Annotated in this window: 15 protein-coding genes; all 15 read left to right on the top strand. The window is 63.6% G+C overall.

Annotation, left to right across the window (positions count from 1 at the left end; translation table 11 throughout):
- The first annotated feature begins 55 nt into the window (after positions 1–55).
- The 15 genes from GE073_RS20900 (at position 56) to GE073_RS20830 (ending at position 17,284) form a co-directional block, all read left to right on the top strand.
- Positions 56–1,390: an extracellular solute-binding protein gene (locus GE073_RS20900; protein ID WP_052333188.1), complete on the top strand. Its 1,335-nt coding sequence runs from the start codon at positions 56–58 to the stop codon at positions 1,388–1,390.
- A gap of 96 nt (positions 1,391–1,486) precedes the next feature.
- Positions 1,487–2,362 carry a carbohydrate ABC transporter permease gene (locus GE073_RS20895; protein WP_028598803.1) on the top strand — a complete coding sequence of 292 codons (876 nt, stop codon included), beginning with the start codon at positions 1,487–1,489 and terminating at the stop codon, positions 2,360–2,362.
- A gap of 19 nt (positions 2,363–2,381) precedes the next feature.
- A complete protein-coding gene (locus GE073_RS20890) occupies positions 2,382–3,263 on the top strand; it encodes a carbohydrate ABC transporter permease (protein ID WP_416362098.1) in 882 nt (293 codons plus the stop codon).
- A 296-nt stretch (positions 3,264–3,559) separates the two neighbouring features.
- On the top strand, positions 3,560–4,147 hold the full coding sequence (locus GE073_RS20885) for a DUF5317 domain-containing protein (protein ID WP_028598805.1): 588 nt from the start codon (positions 3,560–3,562) through the stop codon (positions 4,145–4,147).
- Between the two features lie 904 nt (positions 4,148–5,051).
- The gene (locus tag GE073_RS20880) at positions 5,052–6,254 is read left to right on the top strand and encodes a bifunctional diguanylate cyclase/phosphohydrolase (RefSeq protein WP_228551688.1); all 1,203 of its coding nucleotides are present in this window, start codon (positions 5,052–5,054) and stop codon (positions 6,252–6,254) included.
- Between the two features lie 209 nt (positions 6,255–6,463).
- A complete protein-coding gene (locus tag GE073_RS20875; protein ID WP_194843430.1) occupies positions 6,464–7,609 on the top strand; it encodes a serine hydrolase domain-containing protein in 1,146 nt (381 codons plus the stop codon).
- Positions 7,610–7,734: 125 nt separating this feature from the next.
- The gene (locus GE073_RS20870) at positions 7,735–8,091 is read left to right on the top strand and encodes a DUF3870 domain-containing protein (protein WP_043111230.1); all 357 of its coding nucleotides are present in this window, start codon (positions 7,735–7,737) and stop codon (positions 8,089–8,091) included.
- 138 nt (positions 8,092–8,229) lie between these two features.
- A complete protein-coding gene (locus GE073_RS20865) occupies positions 8,230–9,054 on the top strand; it encodes a M55 family metallopeptidase (RefSeq protein ID WP_153784233.1) in 825 nt (274 codons plus the stop codon).
- Between the two features lie 37 nt (positions 9,055–9,091).
- On the top strand, positions 9,092–10,030 hold the full coding sequence (locus GE073_RS20860) for an ABC transporter permease (protein WP_028598808.1): 939 nt from the start codon (positions 9,092–9,094) through the stop codon (positions 10,028–10,030).
- Positions 10,027–10,947: an ABC transporter permease gene (locus GE073_RS20855; protein WP_153784232.1), complete on the top strand. Its 921-nt coding sequence runs from the start codon at positions 10,027–10,029 to the stop codon at positions 10,945–10,947. The genes GE073_RS20860 and GE073_RS20855 overlap by 4 nt, the downstream gene beginning before the upstream one ends.
- Positions 10,948–10,949: 2 nt before the next feature.
- On the top strand, positions 10,950–12,164 hold the full coding sequence (locus tag GE073_RS20850; RefSeq protein ID WP_153784231.1) for an ABC transporter ATP-binding protein: 1,215 nt from the start codon (positions 10,950–10,952) through the stop codon (positions 12,162–12,164).
- 39 nt (positions 12,165–12,203) lie between these two features.
- Entirely contained in the window at positions 12,204–13,820 is a 1,617-nt protein-coding gene (locus GE073_RS20845) for a peptide ABC transporter substrate-binding protein (protein ID WP_028598810.1), read from the top strand.
- Positions 13,817–14,815 carry a S66 peptidase family protein gene (locus GE073_RS20840; RefSeq protein ID WP_153784230.1) on the top strand — a complete coding sequence of 333 codons (999 nt, stop codon included), beginning with the start codon at positions 13,817–13,819 and terminating at the stop codon, positions 14,813–14,815. The genes GE073_RS20845 and GE073_RS20840 overlap by 4 nt, the downstream gene beginning before the upstream one ends.
- Before the next feature lie 50 nt (positions 14,816–14,865).
- On the top strand, positions 14,866–15,972 hold the full coding sequence (locus GE073_RS20835) for a dipeptide epimerase (protein WP_028598811.1): 1,107 nt from the start codon (positions 14,866–14,868) through the stop codon (positions 15,970–15,972).
- 250 nt (positions 15,973–16,222) lie between these two features.
- Positions 16,223–17,284: a C40 family peptidase gene (locus GE073_RS20830; protein WP_194843429.1), complete on the top strand. Its 1,062-nt coding sequence runs from the start codon at positions 16,223–16,225 to the stop codon at positions 17,282–17,284.
- The last annotated feature ends 130 nt before the right edge of the window (positions 17,285–17,414 follow it).

Below are 17,414 nucleotides of genomic sequence, written 5' to 3'. Positions count from 1 at the left end.
GCGGGAGCGGGGTCTTTTATATACTGAGGGCATAACAGGACAGGGGGATGCGAGCATGAACAAGAACAGATTCGGCAAGACGGCGCTGGCTTCGCTGGCGGCGATGGCGCTGCTGAGCGCATGCGGCAACGGAGCGGAAGAAAATGGCGGCGCTTCCACGAACGATTCCGGAGCCGGCGGCGGCAAGGTCAAGCTGACGCTCTGGCACAACTTCGCAGGCGACGACGCCCGTGCCAAGACGGTCCGCGCCAAGATCGACGAATTCGCCGCGGCTCATCCGGAGATCGAGCTGGACGCCCAGGCGATTCCGGTCGACGGCTACCGCCAGCGGCTGAGCACCGTCGCCGCGGCCGACGAGATGCCGGACGTATTCCTTTCCTACGCGGGCAGCCATATCAAGGGCTTCCAGGAATCGGGCCTCGTGCAGCCGATCCAGGAGCTGCTCGACGCCAAGCCGGAGTGGAAGGACAGCTTCCTGCCGGGCGCGTTCGACGGCTCCACGTTCGACGGCGCGACCTACACGGCGCCGCTGGCGATGTCGGCCACATCCTTCCTGTATTACAACGCGGAGCTGTTCCAGCAGCATAACGTCGCCGTTCCGAAAACCTGGGACGAGCTGATGGCGGCGGTCGACACGTTCAACAAAGCCGGCATCACGCCGATCGCGCTCGGCAACAAGGCGCCATGGGTCGCGCAGTCGACGATCCTCGGCTCGCTCGCGGACCGCGTCACCGGCACCGACTGGTTCAAGAAAGCCGTCGCCCAGGACGGAGCCGCGTTCACCGACGCGCCGTTCGTCGAAGCGCTCGGCTACTTCAAGCAGCTTGTCGACGCCGACGCGTTCGACAAGGGCGCCAACACGATCGACAACACGCAAGCCGAGCAGGTGTTCATCCAGGGCAAGGCCGCGATGATGGTGAGCGGCGCCTGGACGCTGACGAACCTCGCGACGACCCCGGAGGACACGCTCAAAAAGATCGAAGTGACCGTGCTGCCGGCCATCGCAGGCGGCAAAGGCGACGCGAACACGATCTCCGGCGGCCCCGGCGCGGGCTTCGCGCTCAGCAAGAAGGTCGAGGGCGACCGCAAGCAGGCGGCGTTCGACCTGATCTACGCGATCAGCGGTCCGGACGCGCAGAAGGCGATCGCCGAGAGCAACTCGATGGTCATGTACAAGACCGACGTCGATTCGTCGAAGGTCACCTCCCTTTACTACAAGGCGTTCGAGCTCGTCAAGACGGTCGGCATCACGCCGGTCTACGACGCGTACCTGTCCGCCGAAGCCGGCGAGGCGATCAACAACGGCTTGCAGGAAATCATGATGGGCGCGGCTCCGGACGCGGTCGCCAAAAACCTGCAGGACGCCCAGGCCCGCTCGCTCAACCCGTAAGCGCAGTTCCCAACGTCCGTCCCTATGCCACATCCGGGAGATCCGCTCCGCGCTTCGCGGGGAGGGTCTCCTTCTCCTAAGGAGGCGAATCCCCCTATGCCCGCATCTCTGCGCAGCAACCGCTTCATCCTGATTGCCCTGCTGCCCGCCTTGATCGTCTTCGTCCTGTTCGCCGTGCTGCCGATCCTCTGGTCGATCTACTACGGCTTTTTCCAGTGGAAAGGCATGGGCGACGCCAAGTTCATCGGCCTCGGCAACTATCGGGACATGCTGCAGGACCCCGTCTTCTGGCGGGCTCTGCGCAACAACCTGATTCTCGTCGTCTCGGCCATCGTCGGCCAGATTCCGATCGCGCTGGCCGGCGCCCTGCTCCTGACCGCGAACACCTGGTTCAACCGGCTGATCCGCTCCGCGCTGTTCATGCCGATGGTGCTGTCGACCGTCGTCATCGGCATGATCTGGGGCTACATCTACAACTACCAGTTCGGCCTGCTCAACCAGGCGCTCACGCTGATCGGCCTCGAGAGCTGGACCCAGGCATGGCTGTCCAATCCGAAGCTCAACATGTACGCCGTGTCGATTCCGATCAACTGGAGCAACATCGGCCCGTATCTCATCATCTTCATCGCCGCGCTGCAGAACATCTCCTCGGAGATCCACGACGCCGCCGCCATCGACGGAGCGACCGGCTGGCGCAAGCTCGTCAGCGTGACGCTGCCGATGATCTGGGGCACCGTCGTCGTCACGATCGTGCTGTGCATCGCCGGCAGCCTCAAGGCGTTCGACCATGTCATCGTCATGACCGGCGGCGGACCGGCCAAGTCGACCGAGCTGCTCGCCACCTATATGTACAACAGCACGTTCGCCGTCTACCGATACGGCTACGGATCGGCCGTCTCCACGATGATCCTGCTGATCAGCCTGCTGCTGATCGGCATCAACATGGCGGTCACCCGCCGCAAATCGAGCTGACGAGAGGGGAGTGCCGACTGTGAAAACGACCATCGCGCCGCCTGCCGCCGGCTCGGCCGGCGGCGAGAGAAGCCGCCTGCGCCGCCTGATCGGCGGCGGAGCGCTCAAGCTGGTCCTGCTGCTGTACGCCGCAGGCACGCTGTATCCGCTGTACTGGCTGTTCATCAGCGCCATGAAGACGAACGAGGACTTTTTCGCCCATCCGTACTCGCTGCCGAGCGAATGGGTGTTCACGAACATCAGCCGGGCGTGGGATCTCGGCAACATGGGACGCGCCATGCTCAACTCCGCCATCGTCACCTCCGTCTCGGTGGCGCTAACGCTGCTGCTCGGCACGCTGGCCGCCTACGTGCTCTCGCGCTTCCAGTTCCGCCTGCACAAGCTGGCGCTGGGCATCTTCGTCATCGGCATGCTCGTGCCGATCCACAGCACGCTCGTGCCGCTGTTCATCTTCATGAACAAGATCGGGATGCTCGACACCTATGGCGCGCTGATCCTGCCGTACACCGCCTTCGAGCTGCCGATCGCGATCTTCATCGTCATCGCCTACCTGTCCTCCATCCCGCGCGAGATCGAGGAGGCGGCGCTGATTGACGGTAACGGCTGGTGGGGCGTCTTTTTCCGCATGATCCTGCCGCTGTGCAAGCCCGCCCTGGCGACCGTCGCGATCCTGGCGTTCCTGCGCTTCTGGAACGACTTCGCGTTCGCGCTCGTCTTCATCAACTCGCAGGCGCTCAAGACGCTGCCGCTCAGCCTGTCCTTGTTCTCCGACGGCTTCGGCACCGACTACAGCCTGACGATGGGCGCGATGGCGATCGCCGTGCTGCCGACGATCATCGCCTACCTTATTTTCCAGGAGCAGATCATGAAAGGCATGACCGCCGGCGCCGTAAAGGGATGATTCGACGAATTTCTTCTTCAATTATATGGTTAATTAGATGAAGGAATTTTAATCCATACTCTCTTTCTAACCAAATCATTGGGTCTTTTTGATCATAAAAAAGCCGCTTTTTTCGACAAAAAGCAGGCTTTTTACTATGAAGTCAATAGGACCTTTGTGCAACAATGAGTAGGATATGCTACTTAGATCATATTGACTAGGTTCATGAGCCCGTCTTATAATGACCCTGTGCAAATGTTGGTAATTGTAGATTTTTACTGGAATAATGATAATGCCGTCGAGAAGGAGCAAGGCGAATGGTATATGATGGGATCCTTCTAGGACTGATCGTCGGGTTCATCCGCGCGGGTTGGAAGAATGGGCTGATCGCGATCGGAAATCTCCGCATCAAAGGCGGATGGGCTTTCCCGATTCTGCTGCTCGTCCAATTTCTGCTCTTTTACCTGCAGGGTGACATTCCATTTTTCGCTCAGTTCAACGGATACTTTTATATGGTCATTTATGTCGTCGGACTCGCGCTCCTATGGATCAATCGTCACCAAAAAGGACTGGGCATCATCTTTGTCGGCGTGCTCCTGAACTTTCTCGTCATGATGGCGAACGGCGGACGAATGCCGGTATCTTTGGAAGCGGCGTCCGTATTGGATCCGATCTACATTGAAATGCTTCGCAGCGGAGATGCCGTAAGCAAGCATTTCCTGATGGACGAGTCTACCCGGCTTTACTTTCTGGGAGATATCATTCCGCTGTCGCCGCCCTATCCTCGAACTCAAGCCATCAGCATCGGCGATGTGGTGATCAATGTCGGGGCGTTCTTCTTCCTCTGTCAATTGATGGGAAAGAAATCAAAGGATTATGTCGCCTTGTCCCAAGAATCCTCTTAAGCTTTCTACACTCTAGGAAAGGGGGTGGGCAAACTATGAAGAAAGCCAATCTGAAAGTTATTTTCTTCAATATTTCCATTCTCGCATCCGTAGCCGTGGCTCTGACTTCGGGCTTTAGAGTAGGTTGATAGGAACCGAACAATTAGGAGTCGGAAGAACAACTCTTCTGATTCCTTTTTTTATATCTTTTTGGGGGAGCAACGACATGGGCGGTCAACAACGGTTAATTGGACTCCTAAAACCAAAAGAGTGGCTGGTAGTGGCAATTTGCCTCATGGGCACATTGCTGTTCTTGTCGTTTTTTTGGCCTGAGGGATTTTCGCTGGATCGTAAGGACTGGGTCATCTTCTATGCAATGGTAGCCGGGGCGATAGTGCTTGAGTACTTTATGTACAAGCTGCCTCCAGAAGGTAATCATCAATCCATGGATTCGACGATATTTCTTGCCTCCCTGTTCATTTATGGCGTTAAATTTTCCTTAATGGTACTGTTTGTAAGCGCGATTATTATCGTAATTAATCGTAGAACAGTGGCATGGTGGAAGCACTACTATAATTTCATTACCTACTCCGCCATGATTATAGGTGCTCATTGGGCTTTTCAGTGGATGGACGGGACGACGGGAGATTTTATCGTCGGTGAGATTTATGCTTTCGTCCTTGCTTTGATCGCATATTTCAGTGTGAATATTATTTTGGTAGCAGCTTACTTTTTCTTGCTCTATCGAAATCAGTTGATTCCAGTATTAGCTTTATTCGTTCGTGAATCGCTGTTCGCCTATATTGGAATCCTGCTTTTCTCCCTGGTGCTCGTCATTATGGTGTTGAAAACAGGTTTCTTCGGAATTCTCTTGTTCCTCATCATCGCCGTCCTGCTTTCCCATGTCTTCAAGCAGCTTTTCCTCATGTATCACGAAATCAACGACAAAGCCAATAAAGACCAGCGGACAGGGCTGTTCAACCACAGCTACCTCGAAGAAAAGCTGGATGAATATATCAAGCTCTACCGCGAGGATGGAAAGACGTTTTCCTTCGCTATGATCGACCTGGATGACTTCAAGAAGTATAACGACATGTACGGCCACCCGCAGGGGGACAAGCTGCTCGGCTTCGTCGGCTCCATCATCAAGGAGGAGTGCGAGCCTCACGGCTATCTGGCCGCCCGCTACGGCGGCGAGGAGTTCGCCATCATCATGCCGGAGCTGGACAAGAACAAGGCGAGGGCTTTCGTCAACCACGTCCGCAAGCGGGTGAACAACGCGCCGTTCGACGGCGTCGACGTGCTGCCGCACGGATGCGTCTCCTTCTCGGCCGGCATCATCGAAATGAGCGCCGACACCTACGAGAAGTCCCAGCTGGTCGGCTTGTCCGACCGGGCGATGTACATCTCGAAGTCCAAGGGCAAAAACGTCGTCACCGTCTATGGCGAGCAGACCTATCTGCCGCAGCAGTTCGAGCATGAGATCAACGAGCTCGAGCAGCAGATCCGCATCTTCCTCTCCAAGGACGTGTACACGTTCAAGCATTCCAAGCGCGTGTTCTCGTACGCGGTGGATATGGCCGGCATTCTCGAGCTCGGCGAGGAGGAGCGGCGCACGCTCATTCTCGGGGCGCTCATCCACGACATCGGCAAGCTGGAGGTACCGCGCGAGGTGCTGACCAAGCGCTCCAAGCTCGACAAGGACGAATGGGAGATCATCAAGAAGCATGTCACGTTCGGCAAGGAATTCCTGCTGGCGACCGGCAAGTACACGGACCTGGTGCCGCTCGTCGAGCTCCATCACGAACGGTATGACGGCGGCGGCTATCCGCATGGGCTGAAGGGCACCGAGATTCCGAAGCTCGCCCGCATGCTCTGCATCATCGACTCGTTCGACGCGATGACGACGGAGCGGCCTTACCAGCGGACGAAATCGTTTGCGGAAGCGCTTGACGAGATGCATCGCTGCACCGGCACGCAGTTCGATCCGGAGCTTGTCCTACCGTTCATCCGCTACATCGAGAGGCGGATCGAGCTGGGCGACATTCCGGACGAAGCGCTGGAGGCGATGGAGCAGCAGCGCAAGCAAGAGGCGAGGCATGACGACAGCCGCACATCATCGGGATAAAAAGGCGTTGCAGCAGCCGCTGCAGCGCCTTTCTCACTAGACGAGATCGCGGGGGAGGCCGGCCGTCAACCGGAGCATGGCGCCATGCGCTTCAGCGATGCCGAGGGTTGACGAATCGTGCCTCGGAGGGCGATAATCATAACACTTGTAAACGCTATCTCAGAAATGGGACACGAGAGGAGGGGGAAACGATCGCCAAGCCGGACAAAGTGCTGTCGAAGCTGCAGGAAGTGGCGGACCGCCGAAGCATTCTGGGCCTCTCCTGCGCCTATCTGATCCGCGGCCGCGTCGTCTGGAAGGGCAGCCTCGGACTGGCGGACCTCGAGCGCCGGATTCCGGTGACGGAGCGAACCGTATTCCGCATCGCCTCGATATCCAAGACGATCGGAGCGGCCGCGATCCTGCAGCTGGCGGAACGGGGCCAGTGCAGTCTCGACGACGACGCGGGCCGGCTGCTCGGCCTGCCGCTCCGCCACCCGCAGCATCCCGAGCAGCCGATCAGGCTCCGTCATCTGCTGACGCATACGAGCGGCCTCCAGGATGAATATGCCGCATTTGCCGCGGCATCGCGGCAAGAGCCGTTGCTGCCGCTGTCGGAGCTGCTGCTGCCGGGAGGCGCCTATCACCCCCCGCGCCTATGGGGCGAGCATCCCCCGGGCGATCCGGCGGGCTACGCCTATTCCAATCTGGGGGCGATCGTGCTCGCCACGATCGTGGAGCGGCTGAGCGGGGAGCGGTTCGACCGCTATTGCCGCAAGCAGCTGCTCCTGCCGCTCGGCATGAGCGATTCCAGCTTTCTGCTCCAAGACATCGAGGATCCGGACCGGATCGCCGTGCTGTACGAGCGGGAGCGCGGCAGCGGCTCGTGGACGCCGGCGCTCGATGACCGCGGCAGCCGCCACGAGCCGCCGAGCGCCGCCTTGCGCGACTACGTGCCGGGCGTCAACGGCTCGCTGTTCGCGCCGCAGGGCGGACTGCGCACGACGGTCGCCGATCTGTCCCGCTGGCTGGAGATGCTGGCCGCAGGCGGCGAGCGTGGCGGCGTCCGGCTGCTGCGGGAGCGGACCGTGCGGGACATGATGGACAAGCACTGGTTCCGCGATCCGCAGGAGGGCTTTTACCGCGAGGGGGGACTGCAGCTGCAGCGGACGCGCGATCTGTTCCCCGGCCGCCTGATGGTCGGTCATGCGGGCGACGCGTACGGCCTCAAGAGCGGCATGTTCGTCGAGCCTGAGACCGGCACGGGCTTCGTCTATGCGATGAACGGCCTCGACGACGCCAAGGACGGCTATGTATTCACGGCGGCGGAGACGGAGCTGGCGCAGGCGATGACGGATATTTTCCGCAAGCGGTAGCTCGCCTGCCGCGCCGGAAGCCGTCGGATTTCCACGGTTTTTCCCGTTTACAGACCCGTCCGTCGATGTTAGAATGGTTTACATCAGATCGGCTTGCAGAGAAAAGCTTACAAGGGGTTATCATGATGCCGTATGATCGCAGCACGCTTTATGTGATCGGCGACGCCCAGTCCTCGGTCAACAACCCGATCACCCAGCAGTACAGCGCTTTTTTCATCGGGCTGGTCGTCGAGCAGGATACGGGCCTCATCGTCGATGCCGGCTGCTCGTCCACGATTCCGCTCACCTCGGAGTTCGTCAAATCGATCTTCATCGGCTGCAGCGTGCTCGACGTCGATGCGGTGAGCGAGGAGATCCGCAGACGCTATCACGGCTCCTCGCAGAAGGCTCTCATCGTCGCGTTCAAGGACGCCTCCAAAAAATTCAAATCCACACGCAGCGGCCGCGAAGAGCGGGAACAGCCCACTTCCGGCAGCGTGTAAGCTGCTTTATTTATCCGCAGGGCGCTTCGCCGCCACGCTCGTAAATAAAACCCAGCCCTTGCCGCCACCTCGATGGCGAGCTTCGGCTGGGTTTTTTCCATCCTATGAATGTAAAATTCCGACTCGGGAGGAAGAAAGATGAAGCTGTACGTATCGGTGGACATGGAAGGAATCACAGGCATGGTGGACAGCACGTTCGTCTTCCCGGGCAGGCACAATTACGCCCGCGGCCAGCAGATCATGACCGACGAGGCGAACCATGTGATCGCGTCGGCGTTCGACGAGGGCTGCGCCGAGGTGATCGTCAATGACAGCCACTCCAAGATGAACAATCTGCTGATCGAGCGGCTCCATCCCGAGGCGCAGCTCCTGTCCGGAGACGTGAAGCCGTATTCGATGGTGCAGGGGCTCGACGCCTCGTTCGCTGGCGCGGCGTTCATCGGCTACCACACGATGGCGCCGACCGCGGGCGTGCTCAGCCATTCGATGATTTTCGGCGCGCATCGCATGTGGCTGGGCGGCAAGGCGGTCGGCGAGCTCGGCCTCAACGCCTACGTCGCGGGCCACTACGGCGTGCCCGTGCTGCTCGTCGCCGGCGACGACCGGACGGCGGTCGAGGCGGAGGAGCTGATCCCCGGCGTGACGACCGCCGTCGTCAAAACCTACGTCTCCCGCACGTCCGCGCTCTGCCTGACGCCGGACAAGAGCGGACAGCTGCTGCGGGACAAGACGAAGGAGGCGCTCGCCGCGCGCGGCCGCGTCCAGCCGCTCGTCCCGCCGGACAAGCCGGTGCTGGCGATCGAGTTCGCCAACTACGGGCAGGCCGAGTGGGCGCATCTGATGCCGGGCACGGAGCTCGACAGCGGCAGTCCGGTCGTCACCTTCGCCGCCGCCGACATGCTCGAGGCGTACCGCGCCATGCTCGTCATGGTCGAGCTGGCCTCGCGCGCCGAATTCTGCTGAGCAGTCCCCCAGCCCCCGAAAGGAGCGTCGTACGGCTATGGCTTCCTACATCCTGAAACGGTTCATCTCCATGGCGGTCACGCTGTGGCTCATCGTCACGGTCACGTTTTTCCTCATGCATTCCGTTCCGGGCAGCCCGTTCGACAAGGAGGGCCGGAATACGAGCCAGACGGCGGTTGACAACATGATGGCGTACTACCATCTGGACGAGCCGCTCGGCGTGCAGTACGTGCTCTATCTCAAGTCGCTGCTCATGCTTGATCTAGGCCCCTCGATCGGCCACTTCCCGACGACGGTGAACGACATGATCGGCCGCGGCTTCCCGGTGTCGTTCCAGCTCGGCATGCTGGCGCTGTCGATCTCGATCGTGTGCGGCATCGCGCTCGGCACGGTCGCGGCGCTGCGCAAAAACCGGCTCATCGACCAGCTCGCGATGGTGCTCGCGGTCATCGGCATCGCGGTGCCGAACTTCGTCGTCGCGACGCTGCTCATCAAGTACGTCGCCGTCGAGTGGCGGCTGCTGCCGGTCGCGACCTGGGGCACCTGGCGGCATGCGGTGCTTCCGGCGCTGGCTCTGTCGACCGGTCCGCTCGCCATCATCGCCCGCATGACGCGGGCGAACATGGTCGAGGTGCTGACCGCCGACTATATCGAGACCGCCCGCGCCAAGGGGCTGCATCCGGCGGTCATCGTCTTCAAGCACGCGCTGCGCAACGCGGTGCTGCCGGTCGTCACGCTGCTCGGCGCGCTCGTGGCGAACGTGCTGACGGGCAGCTTCGTCATCGAGAAGATCTTCGCCATTCCCGGCATGGGCAAATACTTCGTCGACGGCATCAACAACCGCGATTACTCGGTCATCATGGGCACGACGGTGTTCTACAGCGCGCTGCTGCTGGTCATGATGCTGATCGTCGACATCGTGTACGGCCTCATCGATCCCCGCATCAAGCTCCACCGGAAGGAGGGACGGCCATGAGCGTGCCGGATTCCCTGTTCGTCCCGATGAACCGCGATGCCGTCGACGCGGAGGCGATCGTGCGGCCGCGGCTGAGCTTCGCCCAGGAGGCGTGGCGGAGGCTCAAGCAGAACCGGCTCGCCTTTGCCGGCGCGCTGCTCATCGTGCTGCTGGCGCTGCTCGCGACCGTAGGTCCGTACCTGCCGGTGCAGAGCTACGACAAGCAGGTGCTGACGGACATCAACCTCGCGCCGTCGGCGCAGCATTGGTTCGGCACGGACGAGCTCGGCCGCGACGTGTTCGCCCGCATCGTCTACGGCGCGCGCATCTCGCTGTTCATCGGCCTGGCGGCGACGCTCATCGACGTCGTCATCGGCATCGTCTACGGCGGCATCGCCGGCTATGTAGGCGGCCGCGCGGACAACGTCATGATGCGCTTCGTCGACATGCTGTACGGCGTGCCGTACCTGCTCATCGTCATCCTGCTCATGGTCGTCATGAGTCCCGGACTCGCCACGATCATCGTCGCGCTGAGCGCGACCGGCTGGATCGGCATGGCGCGGGTCGTGCGCGGGCAGGTGCTCTCGCTCAAGTCGTCGGAGTACGTGCTGGCGGCGCGCTCGATGGGATCGAGCGGCTGGCGCATCATCCGCAAGCATCTCGTGCCCAACGCGATGGGCGTCATCCTCGTGCAGATCTCGTTCTCCGTGCCGTCGGCGATTTTCGCCGAGGCGTTCCTCAGCTTCCTCGGGCTCGGCATCCAGCCGCCGCTCGCGAGCTGGGGCGTCATGGCGAGCGACGGCCTGTCGGTCATCCTGTCGGGCCAGTGGTGGCGGCTGTTCTTCCCGGCGCTGTTCATCTCCGTCACGATGCTGGCGTTCAACCTGCTCGGCGACGGGCTGCAGGACATCTTCAATCCGAGACAGAGGAGGTCGTGACGATGTGGAGACGGAGCGATCGGGATCATCGGAAAAAGGCGGCGCTCTCGGCCGTAGCCGCGCCTCCAGCGCCGGAAGCGGCGCAAGCGCGTCCGGAGCGCGCCGACAGCGGCGGCGCTCCGGAGCCGGACCTCGGTCGGGCCGCGCAGGCGGCTCGTCCGCTGGGGGAGGTCATCCTGGAGGTCGACGACCTCCGGGTGAGCTTCCGCACGCATGGCGGTCAGGTGCAGGCGGTGCGCGGCGTGAGCCTCTCGCTGCGGCAGGGCGAGACGCTCGCCATCGTCGGCGAGTCCGGGTGCGGCAAGAGCGTCACCGCCCGCAGCCTGATGCGGCTGCTGCCGGAGCATGCGGCCGTGCTGGGTGCCGGCTCCAGCATCCGCTGGAAGGGCCGGGAGCTGACGAAGCTCAAGGAAAAGGAGCTGCGCAAGCTGCGCGGCGCGGAGATCGCGATGATTTTCCAGGATGCGATGACCGCGCTCAACCCGACGCTGACGATCGGCGAGCAGCTGATCGAGGGCATCGCGCTCCATCGCAAGGTGCCGCGCTCCGAGGCGAGGCGGCTCGCGGTCGACATGCTGGAGCTGGTCGGCATCCCGAGCCCGGAGGCGCGGCTGAAGCAGTACCTCGGCGAGTTCAGCGGCGGCATGCGCCAGCGCATCATGATCGCGATCGCCGCCTCGTGCAGCCCGTCGCTGCTTATCGCCGACGAGCCGACGACGGCGCTCGACGTGACGATCCAGGCGCAGATCCTCGACCTGTTCCGGATGCTGCAGGAGCGGACCGGAGCGGCGATCGTGCTCATCACGCATGATCTCGGCGTCGTCGCCGAGACGGCCGACCGCGTGTGCGTCATGTACGCCGGCGAGATCGTGGAGTCGGGCACGGTCCGCGAGCTGTTCCGCCGCCCGCAGCATCCGTACACGCAAGGCCTGCTCGCAGCGCTGCCCCGGCTCGACCGGGAGCGCGGGCGTTCGCTCGTGCCGATTCCCGGCACGCCGCCGGATCTGTTCGCGCCGCCGCCCGGCTGCGCGTTCGCGGCACGCTGCCCGCACGCGATGGAGGTGTGCCGGCTGCACCGGCCGCAGATGGCGGAGCTTGACGGCACGCATGCGGTCGCGTGCTGGCTGCAGGATCCGCGCGCGGCGCGGCCGCCGGCCGCCGGCGCCGGAGCGGGGAGCGGCATGGCGGGCGAGCCGGCGCGCACGGCCCTCGGCTAGACCAATTCATTTTTCAAAGGGGAGAGCGATCAAATGAAGATGAAGAAGCTTTCGATGCTGCTGATGAGCGTCATGCTGGCGGGAGGCGTGCTGGCGGCATGCGGCAATGACTCGTCGAACGGAGAGGCCGGAGAAGGAGAGGCGGCAGGCAAGATCCTGCGCTACAACAACGGCAAGGAGCCGACGTCGCTCGATCCGCCGATCGGCTTCGACCAGATCTCCTACGACATCGTCAACAACGCGTTCGAGGGGCTGGCGCGTCTCGGCAAGGACGACAAGCCGGAGCCGGCGATGGCCGCGGAGTGGAAGGTGTCGGACGACGGCCTCGTCTATACGTTCACGCTGCGCGACGGGGTGAAATGGTCGAACGGCGATCCCGTCAAGGCGTCGGACTTCGAGTTCGCCTGGAAGCGGCTTTTGAATCCCGAGACGGCATCCGACGCGGCGTTCCTCGCCTACCCGATCGTCGGCGCGGAGGACTACAACTCCGGCAAAGGCTCCGCCGACGCCGTCGGCATCAAGGCGAAGGACGACAAGACGCTCGAGGTCACGCTGCGCCATCCGGCGGCCTGGCTCGTGCAGATGACGGCCAGCCCGGCGTTTTTCCCCGTGCATCAGGCGACGGTGGAAGGCAACGCCCAGTGGGCGGGCGAAGCGTCGACGATCGTCAGCAACGGTCCGTTCACGATTACGGAGTGGAAGCATGAGGAAGAGCTCAAGATGGTCAAGAACAAGGACTACTGGGATGCCGGCACGGTGAAGCTCGGCGGCGTCACGTACAAGATGGTCAACGATACGAATACGGCCTATCAGCTGTTCACGACCGGCGAGCTCGACACGACCGGCAGCATCCCGGCCGACATGGCCGACCAGCTGTTCGCGGACGGCAAGGTCAAGGTCGAGGAATCCGCCGGCACCGCGTTCTACCGCTTCAACACGACGATGGAGCCGTTCACCAACAAGAGCATCCGCCAGGCGTTCGTCGCCGCGGTCGACCGCCAGCAGCTCGTCGATCTCGTCCTGCGCCAGAAGCATAAGCCGGCTGTCGGCTTCGTCTCGCCGGGTCTCGAGGATGCGGCCGGCGGCGACTTCCGCGACGTCGGCGGCGACCTGATCGGCTTCGACGCGGCCAAGGCCAAGGAGCTGCTCGCGGCGGGCATGAAGGAAGCCGGCTACTCGGCGCTGCCGCCGATCACGCTGACGTACAGCACCAACGACGTGAACCAGAAGGTCGCGCAGGCGCTGCAGGCGATGTTCAAGGACAATCTCGGCGTCGAAGTCAAGCTCGAGAGCAAGGAGAGCAAGGTGATGACGGCCGAGCAGAAGGCGCTGCAGCTGCAGCTGTCCCGCTCCTCGTTCCTGCCGGACTTCGCCGACCCGATCAACTTCCTCGACGGCTTCCAGTCCGACAATCCGTTCAGCCGCACCGGCTGGAAAAACGACAAGTTCGACGAGCTGATCCAGGGCGCGTACGAGCAGGCCGACGAGAAGCAGCGCTACGAGATGATGCACGAGGCGGAGAAGATCCTGATGGACGACGCGCCGATCCTGCCGCTCTACTACTATAACAGCGTCAATCTGGAGAGCGACAAGCTGTCCGGCGTCGTGCGCCATGCGTTCGGCTTCATCGACTTCAAGTGGGCGGAGCTGAAATGATGCTGCGGCCTCCCGCGCTGAAGCCGGGCGACACCGTCGGCATCCCCGCGCTCGCCAGCCCCGGCGATCCGGCGCAGATCGAGGCCGCCTCGCGGCAGCTCGAGCGGCTCGGCCTGCGAGTGCGGCTCGGCCGCACCGTGTCGCTGCGCCGAGGCTATCTCGCCGGCAGCGACGAGGAGCGCGCGGACGAGCTGATGGAGATGTTCGCCGATCCGTCGATCTCCGGCATCGTCTGCGCCCGCGGCGGCTACGGCACGGCGCGCATCGCCGACCGGCTCGACTACGGCGTCATCCGCGCTCATCCCAAGGCGTTCTGGGGCTACAGCGACATCACCTTCCTGCATGCGGCGATTGGACGGCTCGCCGGACTGGTCACGTTCCACGGGCCGATGATGATCGACCTGCAGGAGCAGCCGGCCGGCAGCGGCGGCTTCGACCATGCGCGGCCGCATCCGGTCACGCTGGAGGCGTACCGGCAGCTGCTCGCTCCGCGGCGGCCGCAGCTCGGCGAGGAGCACGGGCCGCTGCGGCCGATCGTGCCGGGCGAGGCGAGCGGCCCGGTCGTCGGCGGCAACCTGACGCTGATCGTGAGCACGCTCGGCACGCGCTATGAGCTCGACACGCGCGGCCGGCTGCTGCTGCTTGAGGATATCGACGAGGAGCCGTACCGGGTCGACCGCATGCTCATGCAGCTGCGGCAGGCGGGCAAGCTGGACGATGCCGCAGGCATCGTCGTCGGCGACTTCCACAACTGCGGCCCGGCCAAGCGCAAGGCGTCGCTCTCGCTGGACGAGGTGCTGCAGGAGCATCTCGGCGCGGCGGGCAAGCCGGCGCTCGCGGGATTCCGCATCGGCCACGGCTCGCCTCAGCTGGCCGTGCCGCTCGGCGTGGAGGCGCGGCTGAGCACGGCGGAGCGCCGGCTGGACTTTGCGGAGTCGGGCTGGGCAGAGGACGAGGCGGCCAGCGGATCGGCGGCAGACAGCGAGAGAGGCTAGGGCGTGATTGCGTGCAGACACGCCCCCCTAGGCAGAGGAGGACATCCGGCATGAACATAGAGAGCATCAAGGCGATGCGCCAGTCGACCCCGATGGCGAGGCCGTTTCGCACAGCGCTGCGCACCGTGCGCGAGGCGGAGTCGATCATCGTGCGCGTCCGCGACCAGGACGGGCGGATCGGCTGGGGCGAGGCTCCGTCCACCGTCGTCATCACCGGCGACAGCCTGGAGAGCATCCAGGCGGCGATCGAGCATACGCTCGCCCCGCCGCTGATCGGGCAGAGCCTGCTCGGCTACGAGCGGCTGCTGCAGACGGTGCACGGCGCGATGGTCGGCAGTCCGAGCGCCAAGGCCGCGCTCGACATGGCGATCTACGATCTCGTCGCCCAGCACTGCGGCTTGCCGCTGTATCAGTTCCTCGGCGGTTACAAGGACCGGCTGGAGACCGACTTCACGGTCAGCGTCGGCGAGCCGGAGGAGATGGCGCGCGATGCGGAGGCGAGCGTGCGCGGCGGGTTCGACGTGCTCAAGATCAAGGTCGGCAAGGACGCGGCGGAGCTCGACGTGCGGCGGATCGAGGAGATCCGGGCGCGCGTCGGCCCGGACGTGCGCATCCGGCTCGACGCCAACCAGGGCTGGAGCGTCAAGGAGGCGGTGCGCGCCATCCGGCGCATGGAGGATCTCGGGCTGAATCTCGAGCTTGTCGAGCAGCCGGTGCGGGCGCATGACGTCGAAGGGCTGAAGGCCGTCACCGACGCCGTGCAGACGCCGATCATGGCGGACGAGAGCGTCTTTTCGCCGGCGGAGGCGCTGCGCGTGCTGCAGCTGCGGGCGGCCGACCTCATCAACATCAAGCTGATGAAGGCGGGCGGCATCTACAAGGCGCAGCAGATCAACGCGCTCGCCGAGCAGTACGGCGTCGAGTGCATGGTCGGCAGCATGATCGAGTCGCGCGTCGCCGTCACGGCGGCGGCGCATCTGGCGGCGAGCAAGAAGAACATCACGCGCTTCGACTTCGACGCGCCGCTGCTCATCGGCAGCGACATCGTCGACGGCGGCGTGCGCTACGACGGCCGCGTGATGACGTTCCCCGACGCGCCCGGCCTCGGCATCCGCGGCGTGCGCATCCGTCCGGGAGCGGGCGCGGCGGTTTCGTAGGGCGAGGTTTTCAAAAAAGCCAGAGCCAGATTCCAAGGTGAATCTGGCTCTGGTTTTTTACAAGATCCGCGCCGCCTGCATTCTCATGCCGGGAGGTGCATCCTTAAAGGACGACCGGCGAGAGCGGCTTGCTGCTGAAGGTTTTTGCTTTGGCGCAAAGGATCGTAGACCGCCGGCGAAGAAAGTAGAACGAAGCTTATCGGCAAGGCATAGGCATGGCGAATTCAATCCTTGAAGGAGGCATGGCGGCATGGAGCAGGCGAGCGGAAAGGAAGCGCGCGTGGCGGTCAGCGTGGCCGGCGTATGGACGAGCCCGGCGCATGCGCGGGAGCAGGACGCGCCGGCACTGGCGTCCCCGGCGGATGTGAGGGGCTGGATCGGCAGCATGGACTTCGAGCAGCGGCTTGACCTGTGCGAGGGCAATCGGCTGCAGACGCAGCTGCTGCTCGGCGAGCGGGTGCTCGTCGCGGAGGAAAAGGACGGCTGGGCGCGCATCCACGCGCCCAGCCAGGCGACAGCCAAGGAGCCGGATGGCTATCCGGGATGGATGCCGCTCGCGCAGCTCGTTTTCGACGGCGCCGCAGGCGAGCCGGAGCGGGGCGGGCCGGCGCCGATCGCGGTCGTGACGGCCGAGAGCGCCTGGCTGCATCTCGGCAGCGCGCCGCTCGGGGCGGCGGCCGACATCGCTCCGTCCGCTCCTGCCGCAAGCGGCGGAGCCGGCGCGGCAGCGTCAGAAGCCGCGGAGCCTGAGGCCGCCTGCGAGCCGCAGCCGTGGATCGAGCTGAGCTTCCTCACGGAGCTGCCGGTCCTCTCGGAGCGGGGAGATTGGGCCGAGGTCGCTTTGCCTCAAGGAGGCGGAGGATGGCTGCGCCGCAGCGACATCCGCCTGCGCGAGCCGCGGGAGACGTCGGCGCTCGTCGGAGAAGGCCGCCATGCCGGACGCGTCATCGTGGAGCAGGCCAAGCGCTACCTGGGCCTCCCCTATCTGTGGGGCGGCATCTCCTCCTTCGGCTACGACTGCTCCGGGCTCGCTTATGCGATGCACCGCGCCGCCGGCTTCGTCATTCCCCGCGATGCGTCGGACCAGGCGCTCGGCGGGCTGCCTGTGGAGCGGGAGGAGCTGACGCCGGGCGACCTGCTGTTTTTCGCCTACGAGGAGGGCAAGGGCCGCATCCATCACGTCGGCATCTACGCAGGCGGCGGGCGGATGATCCACTCGCCCCGGACGGGCCGCTGCGTCGAGCTCGTCAAGCTCGACGAGAGCTACGAGCTGTACCGCGAGCATTGCGCCAGCCGCCGGTATTGGAAGTAAGCATTCGAGCCCGTTCTCCCGCCTCGTTGCGGGAGAGCGGGCTTTTCCGCTTGTTCAGGCGCTTCTTCATCTTGCCGAATTCCTAGCCGTCCCTCATCATGGAAGGATACGCCAGCACCGACGGGTGCAG

The sequence above is a fragment of the Paenibacillus sp. B01 genome, from assembly GCF_009649995.1.
GTDB classification, from domain to species: domain Bacteria; phylum Bacillota; class Bacilli; order Paenibacillales; family Paenibacillaceae; genus Paenibacillus_O; species Paenibacillus_O pasadenensis.
This window is presented reverse-complemented; position numbering and strand designations above follow the sequence as displayed.